At 76.2% G+C, this 14267-nt stretch carries 13 protein-coding genes; 10 read left to right on the forward strand and 3 right to left on the reverse strand.

What is annotated here, in order from left to right; translation table 11 throughout:
- Nucleotides 1–79: 79 nt before the first annotated feature.
- On the reverse strand, nt 80–1012 hold the full coding sequence (aroD, locus tag AC2TDM_RS08490; RefSeq protein ID WP_175499243.1) for a type I 3-dehydroquinate dehydratase: 933 nt from the start codon (nt 1010–1012) through the stop codon (nt 80–82).
- On the reverse strand, nt 1009–1575 hold the full coding sequence (locus AC2TDM_RS08495) for a shikimate kinase (RefSeq protein ID WP_175499245.1): 567 nt from the start codon (nt 1573–1575) through the stop codon (nt 1009–1011). Before AC2TDM_RS08495 ends, aroD begins: the two co-directional genes overlap by 4 nt.
- 114 nt (nt 1576–1689) lie before the next feature.
- Between AC2TDM_RS08495 and AC2TDM_RS08500 the strand changes: the two genes are divergently transcribed.
- The 4 genes from AC2TDM_RS08500 to nusB all read left to right on the forward strand — a co-directional run bounded on the left by AC2TDM_RS08500 (nt 1690) and on the right by nusB (nt 3999).
- Nucleotides 1690–2325, forward strand: a complete 636-nt coding sequence (locus AC2TDM_RS08500; protein ID WP_090030899.1) for a hypothetical protein — start codon at nt 1690–1692, stop codon at nt 2323–2325.
- 31 nt (nt 2326–2356) lie between these two features.
- Nucleotides 2357–2830 carry a hypothetical protein gene (locus tag AC2TDM_RS08505; RefSeq protein WP_239078830.1) on the forward strand — a complete coding sequence of 158 codons (474 nt, stop codon included), beginning with the start codon at nt 2357–2359 and terminating at the stop codon, nt 2828–2830.
- A gap of 187 nt (nt 2831–3017) precedes the next feature.
- The gene (gene efp, locus AC2TDM_RS08510; RefSeq protein ID WP_090030900.1) at nt 3018–3581 is read left to right on the forward strand and encodes an elongation factor P; all 564 of its coding nucleotides are present in this window, start codon (nt 3018–3020) and stop codon (nt 3579–3581) included.
- Nucleotide 3582: 1 nt separating this feature from the next.
- The gene (nusB, locus tag AC2TDM_RS08515) at nt 3583–3999 is read left to right on the forward strand and encodes a transcription antitermination factor NusB (protein WP_484636358.1); all 417 of its coding nucleotides are present in this window, start codon (nt 3583–3585) and stop codon (nt 3997–3999) included.
- Here nusB and AC2TDM_RS08520 read toward each other — a convergent pair.
- The gene (locus AC2TDM_RS08520) at nt 3947–5791 is read right to left on the reverse strand and encodes an EAL domain-containing protein (RefSeq protein ID WP_484636359.1); all 1845 of its coding nucleotides are present in this window, start codon (nt 5789–5791) and stop codon (nt 3947–3949) included. The two genes, nusB and AC2TDM_RS08520, sit on opposite strands and share 53 nt — an antisense overlap.
- 157 nt (nt 5792–5948) lie before the next feature.
- On the opposite strand from AC2TDM_RS08520, the gene pyrR reads away from it, so the two are divergent.
- Genes pyrR through carB form a run of 6 tightly spaced genes read left to right on the forward strand, consistent with a single transcriptional unit; the run spans nt 5949 to nt 14256 of the window.
- A complete protein-coding gene (gene pyrR, locus AC2TDM_RS08525) occupies nt 5949–6581 on the forward strand; it encodes a bifunctional pyr operon transcriptional regulator/uracil phosphoribosyltransferase PyrR (protein WP_484636360.1) in 633 nt (210 codons plus the stop codon).
- Nucleotides 6578–7666, forward strand: a complete 1089-nt coding sequence (locus tag AC2TDM_RS08530; protein ID WP_484636361.1) for an aspartate carbamoyltransferase catalytic subunit — start codon at nt 6578–6580, stop codon at nt 7664–7666. Before pyrR ends, AC2TDM_RS08530 begins: the two co-directional genes overlap by 4 nt.
- On the forward strand, nt 7663–9000 hold the full coding sequence (locus AC2TDM_RS08535; RefSeq protein ID WP_484636362.1) for a dihydroorotase: 1338 nt from the start codon (nt 7663–7665) through the stop codon (nt 8998–9000). Before AC2TDM_RS08530 ends, AC2TDM_RS08535 begins: the two co-directional genes overlap by 4 nt.
- Nucleotides 8997–9608, forward strand: a complete 612-nt coding sequence (locus AC2TDM_RS08540) for a PH-like domain-containing protein (RefSeq protein ID WP_175499247.1) — start codon at nt 8997–8999, stop codon at nt 9606–9608. The genes AC2TDM_RS08535 and AC2TDM_RS08540 overlap by 4 nt, the downstream gene beginning before the upstream one ends.
- Nucleotides 9605–10855, forward strand: coding sequence for a glutamine-hydrolyzing carbamoyl-phosphate synthase small subunit (carA, locus tag AC2TDM_RS08545; protein WP_090030905.1), 1251 nt, complete (start codon nt 9605–9607; stop codon nt 10853–10855). Before AC2TDM_RS08540 ends, carA begins: the two co-directional genes overlap by 4 nt.
- Nucleotides 10855–14256: a carbamoyl-phosphate synthase large subunit gene (gene carB, locus AC2TDM_RS08550; RefSeq protein WP_484636363.1), complete on the forward strand. Its 3402-nt coding sequence runs from the start codon at nt 10855–10857 to the stop codon at nt 14254–14256. The genes carA and carB overlap by 1 nt, the downstream gene beginning before the upstream one ends.
- The last annotated feature ends 11 nt before the right edge of the window (nt 14257–14267 follow it).

Consider the following 14267-nt stretch of genomic DNA (forward strand, 5'->3'; position numbering starts at 1 on the left):
GGCTCGGTGCCCGGCTCGGTGCCCGGATCGGTGCCCGGATCGGTGCCCGGTCCGGCCGTCGGACGGGTCGTCGGACCGGTCACCGGGCACGCCCCGGCGCGTGGTCGGCCCCGGCCACGACGCCCTCGTCGTCCGCGCCGTGCACGACCGCCAGCGCCGCCCGCAGCGGCGCCACCGCGACCTGGCCCGGGGCCGACGCGCGTCCCACCCGGCCGAACGTCGCGCACGACCCGAACACCCCGCCGCCGAGCCGCGTCAGGACCCCGAGCGGACCCATCGCCATGGTCACCAGGGGCCGGTCCGTGCGCAGCGACGCCGCCCGCGTCGCCCCGAGCAGCGCGAGCACGTCCTCCGGGGCCTGCGGCATCACGGCGATCTTGAGGACGTCCGCACCGGTGGCGCCCAGCGCGAGGAGGCGCTCGGTGAGCACGTCCTGCGGCGGCGTCGACCGCACCTCGTGCCGGGAGGCGACCACGGGGACGCCGGCGTGCCGCGCGGCGGCGACCACGCGCGCGACCGCGTCCGCCCCCCGTGCGCCCTCGACGTCCACCGCGTCGGCGAGACCCTCCGCCACCGCCGCCTCCAGCGCGGCGGCCCAGGTCGTGTCGTCCGGGTCGGCCGCACCGCCCTCGGCCGCGGTCCGCACGGTCACGAGCAGCGGGAGACCCTCCAGGGCGGCGACGAGCGCGCGCCCGGCCGCCACCACCTCCCGCGGCGCCAGCCCCGCCCGGAGGTGGTCCACGCGCCACTCGACGAGGTCGGGGTGCGCGCCCCGGGCGGCCCGCGCCTCCTCGACCAGCCCGGCGGTGTCGGCGGCCGTGAGCGGGACGACGACCTTCGGCCGCCCCGCACCGAGCTCGACCGTGCCCACCCGCACGACGCGGACGCGGGGGGCGTCGGACTCGCCCGATGACGTGACCGACGGTGTGACCGACGATGTGCCCGACGGCGTGAGGGGCGGCGCGGCGGACGGCGCGCCCGTGGGCGTCGCGGGGGACGGGACCGTGCTCACAGCACCCCATCCTGGGGCCCGGCCGCCGAGGGGGGCGTCGTCGCCCACCTGGCGAGCGCCGCGAGCACGGCCTCCGCGACGACCTCCGGGTCCTCGGCGGAGGCGTCGACCCCGAGGTCCGCCACGTCGGCCAGGACCGCGGTGCGCTCGGCGTGCAGCGCCCGCCAGCGGGCCCGCGTCGCCCCGAGCGCGACCGCGCCCGGCGCGTTGAGGCCTGCGCGCCGCGCGGAGGCCGCCGCGTCCAGCTCGAGGTGCACGACGACCGGCGCCCCGGCTCCCGTGGCGACGAGCTCCGCCCGCGTCGCGGGGTGCAGGACGGCGCCCGACCCGAGCGCGACGACCGCGTCGAGCGCCAGCGCCGGGGCGACGACCGTCCGCTCGCGCGACCGCAGCACCTCCTCGCCGTCCTCGACGAGCTGCTCGGTCACGGACCTGCCCGTCGCGGCGACGAGGGCCTCGTCCGTGTCCACCAGCGTCCGCCCGACCCGCGTCGCCACCGCGCGCGCGACGGCCGCGACGGGCACGCCCGGCGGGCCGACGAGGACGAGCGGGGGGCGGTTCACGGCGCGATCGTCGCACGGGGCACCGACACGGCCGTACCGGGGAGCACCCGCTCGCAACGGGCCGGACAGGTCCGCAGGCTTGTGCTGACGCGTACAAGGCTGCAGCATGGGGCCGTGCTCGTCCTCACGATCGACCAGAAGGGCAGCCGCCGCACGGGCGACCGCGTGGAGGAGCTCCTGGCGCGGCTGGCCGACGTCCCCGCCGTGCGTCCGTTCGAGCGCACGGTGGGCGACGAGGTGCAGGCCGTCGTCGCGGACGCGTCGACGGCCGTCCGCACCGCCCTCGACGTGCTGCGCGGGGGCGGCTGGAGCGTGGGGATCGGCGCCGGGGGCGTGGAGGTCCTGGCGAGCTCGTCGAGGGCCTCGTCGGGCCGCGCCTTCGTGCACGCCCGTGACGCGGTGACGGCGGCCAAGGGCCGCCAGCGGCCGGTCGCCCTGGCCGTGCGGGGCGACGACCCGACCGCGGCCGAGGACGCCGAGGCCGTGCTCGTCCTGCTCGGGGCCCTGCGGGCCCGGCGCAGCGACGCCGGCTGGCAGGCCGTCGACGCCCTCCTCACCGACGGGCCGGGGCAGGACCGCGTCGCGCGACGGCTGGGCGTCACGCAGCAGGCCGTCAGCCAGCGCCTGCGCGCCGCGCTGTGGGCGGAGGAGCAGGCCGCGCTGCCGACGGCCGCCCGGCTCCTCGAGCGCGCGCAGGGCGGTACGGGCCACCAGGACGAGGGCCCCGGGGACGCCGCGGGCCGCGGTTGACAGCCGGCCCGGTGCCGACGACCGTCGGCGCGTGACCCCCGCCCTGCCGTCGGCCGCGCCCCTCGCCGTCACCCTCGTCGTGGTCGGGGCGCTCGTCCTGTCCGTCGTCGGCGGCTGGCTCTTCACCGTCGGGATGCTGCGAGCGGCGTCCCGCACGGGCCTGCGGTCGCCGCGCACGGGTCCGCAGGCGCTCCCCGAGGACCCCGAGGAGCGCGCGCGCCGCATCGAGGCGCAGGCCGCGGACGCCCCCGACGGACCGCGCGCGAGGACCGTGCTGCGCGGCGGCACCTGGATCGGCGTGCTGGAGCGGCTGGCCGTCACCGGCTCGCTGCTGCTCGGCCAGCCCGAGGGCGTCGCGGTCGTCGTCGCCGTCAAGGGCCTGGGCCGCTACCCGGAGCTGCAGCAGAACCCCGTGGCGTCCGAGCGGTTCGTCATCGGCACGCTGGCCTCGCTCGTCTGGTCCGCCGCCGTCGGCATCGGCGTGCGGGCGCTGCTCGTCGGCTGAGGCACGGCGTCGGCGGAGGCACCGCTACGATGGTCGGCGGTCTGCCGCGCCGCGGGCCCGCCGACCGGCTCTCACCGGTCCCGACCGTGCCCGCGGGCCCGGCCCGCGCGCGGCACCGGACGACCGCCGGCCGGAGGCGGGGCACCGGGATGGCACCGAGGCGACGAGACGACGGAGAGCGACGACTGTGGCGACGACGAACGACCTGAAGAACGGCACCGTGCTGAAGATCGACGGCCAGCTCTGGACCGTCGTGGAGTTCCAGCACGTGAAGCCCGGCAAGGGTGGTGCGTTCGTGCGCACCAAGCTCAAGAACGTCCTGTCCGGCAAGGTCGTGGACCGCACGTTCAACGCCGGCCTGAAGGTCGAGACGGCCAACGTCGACAAGCGCGACATGCAGTACCTGTACAAGGACGGCACGGACTACGTCTTCATGGACACCGTGACGTACGACCAGCTGCCGGTCGCCGAGGCCACGGTGGGCGACGCCGCGAACTTCCTGCTCGAGAACCAGAGCGTCATGGTCGCCACCAACGAGGGCGTCCCGCTCTACGTGGAGCTGCCGCCGTCGGTCGTCCTCGAGATCACCTACACGGAGCCGGGCCTGCAGGGCGACCGCTCCACCGGCGGCACGAAGCCCGCCACCCTCGAGACGGGCTACGAGATCCAGGTGCCCCTGTTCCTCGAGGCCAGCACGAAGGTCAAGGTGGACACCCGTGACGGGAGCTACCTCGGCCGCGTGAACGACTGACGTGGCGGCCCGCAGCAAGGCGCGGCGCCGGGCGCTGGACATCCTCTTCGAGGCGGACCAGCGCGGCGTCGCGCCCGCGGACCTGCTCGCGCAGCGCATCGTCGACCCGGGCCGCGAGACGGCGGTCCCGCAGTACTCGGTGGACCTCGTCGAGGGCGTCGTCGCGCACCGCGAGCGCATCGACGAGCTGCTCGCGACCTACGCGCACGGCTGGACGATCGAGCGCATGCCCTCGGTGGACCGGGCGGCGCTGCGCCTCGGCGCGTGGGAGATCCTCTGGAACGACGACGTGCCGGACGCCGTCGCGATGGACGAGGCGGTCGCGCTCGTGGCCGCGCTGTCCACGGACGAGTCGCCGTCCTTCGTCAACGGGCTGCTCGCGCGCCTGTCGGAGCTGAAGCCGACGCTGCTGCCCTGACGTGGGCGGCCCACCGGCGGCGGTGGGGCTCCGGCAGCTCGACCACGGCCCGCGCCGGCGGCTCGGGGGACGGGCGGCCGAGCAGGTAGCCCTGCACGTGGTCCACGCCGAGCCCCGCGAGGGCCGCGAGCTGGTCCGGCGTCTCGACGCCCTCGGCGACGACCGCGAGGTCGTGCGCACGCGCCAGCTCGACGACCGCCGCCAGCACCGCCCGCCCGCGCCCCGTGCCCAGCGCCTGCACGAAGCTCCGGTCGATCTTGAGCTCGTCGACGGGCAGGTCGACGAGCCGTGCGAGCGAGCTGAAGCCCGTCCCGAAGTCGTCGAGGGAGATGCGCGCGCCCCGGGCGCGCAGGGCCACCAGCGCCGGCAGCACCTCCTCGGTGACGAGGAGCGCGCCCTCGGTGATCTCCAGCGTGAGCGCCGACCACGGGCGTGCGCCCCAGGACTGCTCCACCGTCGCGACGAAGCCCGGGTCGGTCAGCTGCTGCGGCGCGACGTTGACGGAGACCGCCAGGCCGTGCCGGTCGTGCACGAGCCCCGCCTGGCGCAGCATGTCCGCCCCGATGGGCACGATGAGGCCCGACTCCTCGGCCAGGGGCAGCCACGCCGCGGGCGACAGGACCTCGTCGCCGCGCTCCCAGCGCGCCAGCGCCTCCACCCCGGCCACGGCCAGCGTCCGCACGTCGACGATGGGCTGCAGGTGGGCGACGAACCGCTGGTCCGCGACCCCGGCGAGCATCGCCGCGCGCCGCCGGTGCTCCCCGGCGCGCCGCTCCTCCATCGCCGCGTCGAAGGCGAGCCAGCCGGCGCCGGTGGCACGGGCCTCCTCCAGCGCCGCCTCCGCGCGCTGCAGCAGGGGGACCGGCCGCCGCTCGCCCGCCGACCGCGACGCCAGCCCGGCCGACAGCCGCACCGCCACCCCCGTGCCGCCGGGCAGCTCCCCGGCGACCCGCTCGGCGAGGTCCGCGAGGCTCCCGGCCGCGTCGACCCCGTGGTCGCGCCGGGTGTCGTGCGCGGTGTCGTGCGCGGTGTCGTGCGCGATGTCTTGCCCGGCCTCGCGCCCGGCCTCGCGCCCGGCCTCGTGCCCGGCCTCGTGCCCGGCCCCGCGCCCGGCCTCGTCGCCCCCGGGGAGCACCACGAACTGGTCGGCACCCAGCCGGGCGACGAACGCGCCGCCCGCCGCGCGCCGGAGGTGCCCCGCCACGTCGCGCAGCACGGCGTCGCCCGTCGCGTGGCCGTGCACGTCGTTGACCGCCCGGAACGTGTCCACGTCGACCAGCAGCAGCGCGTCGTCGGTGGCGGGGTCGAGCCGCGCGTCCAGCGCCATGCGGTTCGCGAGGCCCGTCAGCGGGTCGGTGCGGACGGTGCGGTCGAGACGCTCGCGCAGCCACGCCCGCTCGACGAGCGCGTCGACGACGAGACCCACCTCCTGCACGAACGCCGCCCCCCGCACGTCCAGCGGCGGCGCGCCCGGTGCGACGGCGACGTGCGCCTCGGCGCGGTCCTCCGCCGGCCGGTGCAGCCGCACCTCGACGTCGTCCCTCCAGAGCGCGGCGCGCACCAGGTCCGTGGCCCGCTCGACGACGGCGTCCGCGTCCGCGTCCTGGACCTGGAGCAGCGCGGCGCGCGCCGCCTCGTGCCCGGCCGTGCGCTCCACCTCGTCCCCCGCCTGCCGGGCCCGTCGCCGCGCGAGCACGCGGGGCAGCAGGGCGGGGAGCACGCCGAGCAGCACGCCGGCGGCGACGAGGCCGAGCGCGGCGCTCCAGCCCTGGTCGACGGCGAGGGTGTGCACGTCCCCCCGATCGGCAGCCGCGCCGCCGGGATGACCGGTCCGGACGCGTGCCCGTGGCGTGGACGCCTGCCGCCGGGCCCGGGACGGACGGGTAGGGTCGGCCCGACACCTGCCCGGTCCTTCAAGACCGTCCCGTGAGGCGGACAAGGAGATGCGGATGCGTGCTGGACCTGCTGTGCCCCCGGACCTGCCCCCCGATGTGCCGCTCGACCACCCCGACGACGAGTCCGGCGTCCCCGGACCCGCCGCCGTCGAGGTCCTCGGCGCCGCCGACGTCGGTCGCGCGCTGACCCGGATCGCCCACGAGATCCTCGAGCGCAACCGGGGCGCCGCCGACCTCGTCCTGCTGGGGATCCCCACCCGGGGGCTCCCGCTGGCGCGCCGGCTCGCCGAGCGCATCGCCGCGGTCGAGCCGGGCACCGATCCCGCCGCGCTCGTCGGGTCGCTGGACGTGACGATGCACCGCGACGACCTGGCCCAGCACCCGACCCGGCCGATCGGGTCGACGGAGCTGCCGCCGGGCGGCGTCGACGGCCGCGTGGTGGTGCTCGTCGACGACGTGCTCTTCTCCGGCCGGACCATCCGGGCCGCGCTGGACGCGCTGAGCGACCTGGGCCGGCCGCGCGCCGTGCAGCTGGCGGCCCTCGTCGACCGGGGTCACCGGGAGCTGCCGATCCGCGCGGACTACGTGGGCAAGAACCTCCCGACGGCCGCCTCCGAGCGGGTGCGCGTCCTGCTGGCGGGCACCGACGGCCGCGACGCCGTCCTCATCGAGGGAGGTGCCCGGTGAGGCACCTGCTCTCCGCCGCGGACCTCACGCGCGACGAGGCGGTGCGCATCCTCGACACCGCCGCACAGATGGCCGCCACCCAGGCGCGCGAGATCAAGAAGCTGCCCACGCTGCGCGGGCGCACGGTCGTCAACCTCTTCTTCGAGGACTCGACGCGGACGCGGCTGTCGTTCGAGACGGCGGCCAAGCGGCTGTCGGCGGACGTCATCACCTTCTCCGCCAAGGGGTCGAGCGTCTCCAAGGGCGAGTCGCTGAAGGACACCGCCCTCACCCTGCAGGCCATGGGAGCCGACGCCGTCGTCATCCGGCACGCCGCGTCCGGCGCCCCGCACACGCTCGCCTCGGCCGGCTGGACGAGCGGCGCCGTGGTGAACGCCGGCGACGGGATGCACCAGCACCCGACGCAGGCGCTGCTGGACGCGTACACGCTGCGGCGGCACCTCGTCGGCGACGGCGGGCGCGCCGACGCGACCGGGCGGGACCTGGCCGGGTGCCGCGTCGTCCTCGTCGGGGACGTGCTGCACAGCCGGGTCGCGCGCTCGAACGTGCAGCTCCTGCACACGCTGGGCGCGGAGGTGACCCTCGTCGCGCCCCCGACGCTCGTGCCGGTCGGGGTCGGCGCGTGGCCCGCCCGCGTGGGCTACCACCTCGACGAGGTCCTCGCGGACGTGCAGCCCGACGCGGTGATGATGCTGCGCGTGCAGCGGGAGCGGATGTCGTCCGCGGGCGGCGGGTTCTTCCCCAGCCCCCTGGAGTACAGCCGGCGGTACGGCCTCGACGCCCGGCGCCTGGCGGCGCTGCCGGACCACGCGGTCGTCCTGCACCCGGGGCCGATGAACCGGGGGCTGGAGATCACGGCCGACGCGGCGGACTCCCCGCGCGCGGTGATCGTCGAGCAGGTGGCCAACGGCGTCGCGGTCCGCATGGCGGTGCTGTACCTGCTGCTGGCGGGCACGACGACGGGGACGACGACGGGTACGACGACGGGTACGACGACGGGTACGACGACGGCTGCCGGCACGGGCGGGCCCGCCGCGGGCGCCCCCGCAGGCGTGTCGGTGGCGGGCGAGAGGGTGGACGCATGAGCACGAGGTACCTGCTGCGGGGCGTGTCGCCGCTGGGCGGGGCCGTCACGGACGTCCTCCTGGCCGACGGCGTCGTCGCCCAGGTCGGCGACCTCGGGGCGGCGGCCGACGAGGGGACCGTCGTCGTGGACGGCACCGGCACGGACGGCGTGCCGATGGTGCTGCTCCCGGGCCTCGTCGACCTGCACACGCACCTGCGCGAGCCGGGCCGCGAGGACACGGAGACCGTCGCCAGCGGCACCCGGGCCGCGGCGCTCGGCGGCTTCACGGCGGTCCACGCGATGGCCAACACGACCCCGGTGCAGGACACGGCCGGCGTGGTCGAGCAGGTGTGGCGGCTCGGCCGCGACGCGCGCTGGTGCGACGTGCACCCCGTGGGCGCCGTGACGGTCGGGCTGGCGGGGGAGCGGCTGGCGGAGCTGGGCGCGATGGCGGACAGCGCCGCGCGCGTGCGCGTCTTCTCCGACGACGGCCGCTGCGTCGACGACCCCGTCGTCATGCGGCGCGCCCTGGAGTACGTCAAGGCGTTCGACGGGGTCGTCGCGCAGCACGCGCAGGAGCCGCGCCTCACGGAGGGCGCGCAGATGCACGAGGGGGTCGTCTCGGCGGAGCTGGGGCTGACCGGGTGGCCCGCCGTCGCGGAGGAGGCCGTCGTCGCGCGGGACGTGCTGCTCGCCGAGCACGTCGGCTCCCGGCTGCACGTGTGCCACCTGTCCACCGCCGGCTCGGTGGAGATCGTGCGCTGGGCCAAGTCGCGCGGCATCGACGTCACCGCCGAGGTGACGCCGCACCACCTGCTCCTCACGGACGAGAGCGCGCGCGGCTACGACCCGGTCTTCAAGGTCAACCCGCCCCTGCGCACGCAGGCCGACGTCGACGCCGTGCGCGCCGGGCTGGCCGACGGGACGATCGACGTCGTCGCCACCGACCACGCCCCGCACGCCCGCGAGGACAAGGACTGCGAGTGGGCCGCGGCGCTGCCCGGCATGACGGGGCTGGAGACCGTGCTGTCCGTCGTGCAGGAGACGATGGTGGACACCGGCCGGCTGACGTGGGCGGACGTGGCCCGGGTGCTGTCGGAGGCCCCGGCGCGCATCGGCCGGGTGCCCGACCAGGGCCGTCCGGTCGCGGTCGGGGAGCCGGCGAACCTCGTGCTCGTCGACCCCGCGGCGCGGCGCGTGGTCGTCGCCGCCGAGCAGGTCACCGCCAGCGCGAACACGCCGCTGGCGGGCCGCACGCTGCCGGGGCGGGTCGTCGCGACCTTCCTGCGGGGGCAGCCGACGGTCCTCGACGGGGCCCCCGTCGCCGCCACGGCGGACGGGCACCGCGCGTGACGCGGGCCGTCGTCGCGGTCGCGCTGCTGCTGCTCGCGCTGCTCGCGCTCCGGATGATGCGTGCCGGGTGGAAGGCGCGGGCCGCCCGCACCGCCGCGCTCGGCATCGACCCCGTGGCCCCGCCGGCGGACCTCGGCGCGGTCCGGGTCCCGCCGGTGCCGGCCGTCTACGTCTCCACGACCCGGGCCGAGGAGTGGCTCGAGCGCGTCGTGGCGCACGGCCTCGGCGTGCGCAGCCCCGCCGAGGTGTCCGTGCACGACGCGGGCGTCCTCGTCGAGCGCCGGGGCGCCCCGGACCTCTTCCTGCCGCGCGGCCGCCTCACCGCCGTCGGGGCCGGGCCCGCGATCGCCGGCAAGGCGGTCGGCGGCGACGGGCTGCTCCTGCTCGACTGGCGGGGCGACGACACCGGCGTGGCGCCCCTGCTGCGGTCCGGCCTGCGGCTGCGACGACGGGCCGACCAGTCCACGGTCGTCGCCGCGGTCGAGGCGCTGCTGGCGCCCTCGACGGCGGACCCGGCCACCTCGACCGCCGCCCCGCCGGCACCACCCACCGACCCCACCCGCGCGGCCCCGCCCGCGCCGGACGACCACCGGGAGGACCCCCGATGACCGACGCGCTGCTCGTCCTCGAGGACGGCCGCACCTTCCGCGGCGACGCCTACGGCGCCACCGGCGCGACCGTGGGGGAGATCGTCTTCAACACCGGCATGACGGGCTACCAGGAGACGCTGACCGACCCCTCGTACCACCGGCAGATCGTCGTCATGACGGCGCCGCACGTCGGCAACACGGGCGTGAACGACGAGGACCCCGAGTCGGGCCGCATCTGGGTGGCCGGGTACGTCGTGCGCGACCCCACCCGCCGCCCCTCGAGCTGGCGCTCGCGCCGCACGCTGGACGCGGAGCTGGCGGGCCAGGGCGTCGTCGGGATCAGCGGCATCGACACCCGCGCGCTCACCCGGCACCTGCGCGAGCGCGGGGTCATGCGCGCGGGCGTGTTCTCCGGCGAGGCACTCGTCGCGCCCGACGGCGGGCGGGTCGAGGCGAGCGAGCTGCTGGCCCGGGTGCTGGCCGCGCCGGCGATGGCCGGGGCCGACCTCGCGGCGGAGGTCAGCACGCAGGGCGCGTACGTGGTGGAACCCCTGGGCGCGGACGGCGGACCGGCCGACGAGCCCGTCGCGACCGTGGCGGCCCTCGACCTGGGCATCAAGTCGATGACCCCGCACCGCCTGGCCGAGCGGGGCGTCCGGGTGCACGTGCTGCCGGCGACCTCCTCCCTCGAGGACGTCCTCGCGGTCGCGCCCGACGGCGTCTTCTTCTCCAACGGCCCGGGGGACCCGAGCGCCGCGGTGCACGAGGTCGAGGTCCTGCGCGGGGTCCTCGACCGCCGCATCCCGTTCTTCGGCATCTGCTACGGCAACCAGCTCTTCGGGCGCGCGCTCGGCTTCGGCACCTACAAGCTGGGCTACGGGCACCGCGGCGTGAACCAGCCCGTCATGGACCGCACCACCGGCAAGGTGGAGATCACCGCGCACAACCACGGCTTCGCGGTCGACGCGCCCCTCGACGCCGAGACCCTCGCCCCGCACGGCGACGGGCGCTACGGGCGGGTCCGCGTCAGCCACGTCGACCTCAACGACGACGTCGTCGAGGGGCTCGAGGCGCTCGACCTGCCGGCCTTCTCGGTGCAGTACCACCCGGAGGCGGCGGCGGGCCCGCACGACGCGGCCTACCTGTTCGACCGCTTCGTCGACCTCATGGCGCGCGCCCGCGCCGGTGGAGGCCCGACCGGCGACGAGGTCGCCCACCACCCCCGCCCCGACGCCCCCACCGCCGACACGAAGGGTGACGCCTGATGCCGCGGCGCACTGACATCTCCAGCGTCCTGGTCATCGGGTCCGGCCCGATCGTCATCGGCCAGGCCGCCGAGTTCGACTACTCCGGCACGCAGGCCTGCCGCGTGCTGAAGGAGGAGGGCCTGCGGGTCGTCCTGGTCAACTCGAACCCGGCCACGATCATGACCGACCCGGAGTTCGCCGACGCCACCTACGTCGAGCCCATCACCACCGAGACGCTCACCGCGATCATCGCCAAGGAGCGCCCGGACGCGCTCCTGCCGACGCTCGGCGGGCAGACCGCGCTCAACGCCGCGATCGCGCTCGACGCCGCGGGCGTCCTCGAGCAGTACGGCGTCGAGCTCATCGGCGCCAACATCCCCGCGATCCAGAAGGGCGAGGACCGCGAGCAGTTCAAGCAGGTCGTCGCGGTGTGCGGCGGCGAGAGCGCGCGCTCCGCGATCGCGCACCGGATCGAGGAGGCGCTGGCCGCCGTCGAGGACCTCGGCTACCCCGTGGTCGTGCGCCCGTCCTTCACCATGGGCGGCCTCGGCTCCGGCATCGCCTACGACGAGACCGACCTGCGCCGCATCGTCGGGCAGGGCCTGCACTACTCGCCGACCACCGAGGTGCTCCTGGAGGAGTCCATCCTCGGCTGGAAGGAGTACGAGCTCGAGCTCATGCGCGACCGGAACGACAACGTCGTGGTCGTGTGCTCGATCGAGAACGTCGACCCCGTCGGCGTGCACACGGGCGACTCCGTGACGGTCGCACCGGCCCTGACCCTCACCGACCGCGAGTACCAGCGCATGCGCGACATCGGCATCGCGGTCATCCGCGAGGTCGGGGTGGACACGGGCGGCTGCAACATCCAGTTCGCGGTCGACCCGGCCACGGGCCGGATCATCGTCATCGAGATGAACCCGCGCGTGTCGCGCTCGTCGGCCCTCGCCTCGAAGGCGACCGGCTTCCCGATCGCCAAGATCGCCGCGCGCCTGGCGGTGGGCTACACGCTCGACGAGATCCCCAACGACATCACGGGCTCCACGCCGGCGTCGTTCGAGCCGACGCTGGACTACGTCGTCGTCAAGGTGCCGCGGTTCGCCTTCGAGAAGTTCCCGGCGGCCGACGACACGCTGACCACCACGATGAAGTCCGTCGGCGAGGCCATGGCCCTCGGCCGCAACTTCACCGAGGCGCTCGGCAAGGCGATGCGGTCCATCGACCGCAAGGGCGCGACGTTCCACTGGGCGGGCCGCCCGGTCTCCGGGGACGAGCTGTCGGCGCTGGTGGAGTCCATCGCGGTCCCCACCGAGCACCGCCTCCTCGACGTGCAGCAGGTGCTGCGTGCCGGGGTCGACGTGGAGACCGTCCACGAGCGGACCGGGATCGACCCCTGGTTCCTCGACCAGGTGGCTCTCGTCAACGAGGTCGCCGAGGCCACGGCCGCCGCTGACGCCCTCACCCGCGACGTCCTGGCCCGCGCCAAGCGGCACGGCCTGTCCGACGCGCAGATCGCCCAGCTCCGCGGCACCACCGAGGACTCCGTACGGGCCGCGCGGCACGGCGTGGGCCTCCTGCCCGTGTACAAGACGGTCGACACCTGCGCGGCGGAGTTCGCCGCCCGCACGCCGTACCACTACTCCACCTACGACGAGGAGACGGAGGTCGTCCCGCGCGAGCGGCCGGCGGTCCTCATCCTCGGGTCCGGCCCGAACCGCATCGGCCAGGGCATCGAGTTCGACTACTCCTGCGTCCACGCGGCGCTGGCGCTCAAGGGCGAGTACGAGACCGTCATGGTCAACTGCAACCCCGAGACGGTGTCCACCGACTACGACACGGCCGACCGGCTCTACTTCGAGCCGCTGACCTTCGAGGACGTCCTCGAGGTCTACACGGCCGAGCTCGCCGCCGGACCGGTGGCCGGGCTCATCGTCACGCTCGGCGGGCAGACGCCGCTGTCCCTGGCGCACCGCCTGGCCGACGCGGGGCTGCCGATCCTCGGCACCCCACCCGCCGCGATCGACGCCGCCGAGGACCGCGGCGCCTTCGGCCGGGTCCTGGCCGCGGCGGGCCTGCCCGCGCCGGCCTTCGGGACGGCGACGACCCTGGCCGGGGCGCGGGAGACCGCGCGCGGCATCGGCTACCCCGTGCTCGTGCGGCCCAGCTACGTGCTGGGCGGCCGCGGCATGGAGATCGTCTACGACGAGCAGCAGCTGTCGGAGTACGTGCAGCGCGCGCTGGACGAGCTGGCCGACGGCGGCCGCGCCGGGACGCTCCCGCCGCTGCTCATCGACCGGTTCCTCGACGACGCCATCGAGATCGACGTCGACGCCCTGTTCGACGGGGAGGAGCTCTTCCTCGGCGGCGTCATGGAGCACATCGAGGAGGCCGGCATCCACTCCGGCGACTCCGCGTGCACGCTGCCGCCCGTCACGATCTCGGCGGGGGAGATCGAGCGCATCCGCCTGTCGACGGAGGCGATCGCCCGCGGCGTGGGCGTGCGGGGGCTGCTCAACATCCAGTTCGCGCTGGTCTCGGACGTGCTCTACGTGCTCGAGGCCAACCCGCGCGCGTCCCGGACCGTGCCGTTCGTCGCCAAGGCGACGGGGGTGCCCCTCGCCCGGGCCGCGGCGCTCGTCATGGCGGGCCACACCATCGCCGACCTGCGGGCCTCCGGCGTGCTGCCGACGACCGACGCGCGCGTGCTCGACCTCGGCGCGCCCATCGCGGTGAAGGAGGCCGTGCTGCCCTTCAAGCGGTTCCGCACCGCGGACGGCACGGTGGTCGACACCGTGCTCGGCCCCGAGATGCGCTCGACGGGCGAGGTCATGGGCTTCGACGTCGACTTCCCGACGGCCTTCGCCAAGTCGCAGGAGGCCGCCTTCGGGGGGCTGCCCCGCGGCGGGCGGGCCTTCATCTCCGTCGCCGACCGGGACAAGCGCTCCATCGTCTTCCCGGCGGCGAAGCTGGCGGAGCTCGGGTTCGAGATCCTCGCGACCGAGGGCACGGCGACCGTGCTGTCCCGCAGCGGCATCCGGTCGACCGTGGTGCGCAAGCACTCGTCGGGACGTGGGCCGGCGGGGGAGCCGACCATCGTCGACCTCGTCGTGTCCGGCGACGTGGACCTCGTCGTCAACACGCCCTCCGGCCAGGGCGCGCGCGCCGACGGCTACGAGATCCGCGCCGCGACGACCGCTGCCGACACCTGCATCATCACGACCGTGCAGCAGCTCGGCGCCGCGGTGCAGGCCATCTCGGCGCGGCGCTCCGGGCCGCCCGCGGTGCGCAGCCTCCAGGAGCACGCCGCCGACGCCCGCGCACGCCGCGAGGGCCGTGCCGACGCCGGCCAGGCGGGTGCCGGTCGGCACCACGACGGCACCGGTCCGGCGGCGGAGCTGGCGGAGGTGGGCCGCTCGTGACCCCGACGCGC

This window comes from Cellulomonas sp. plas2, assembly GCF_057221735.1.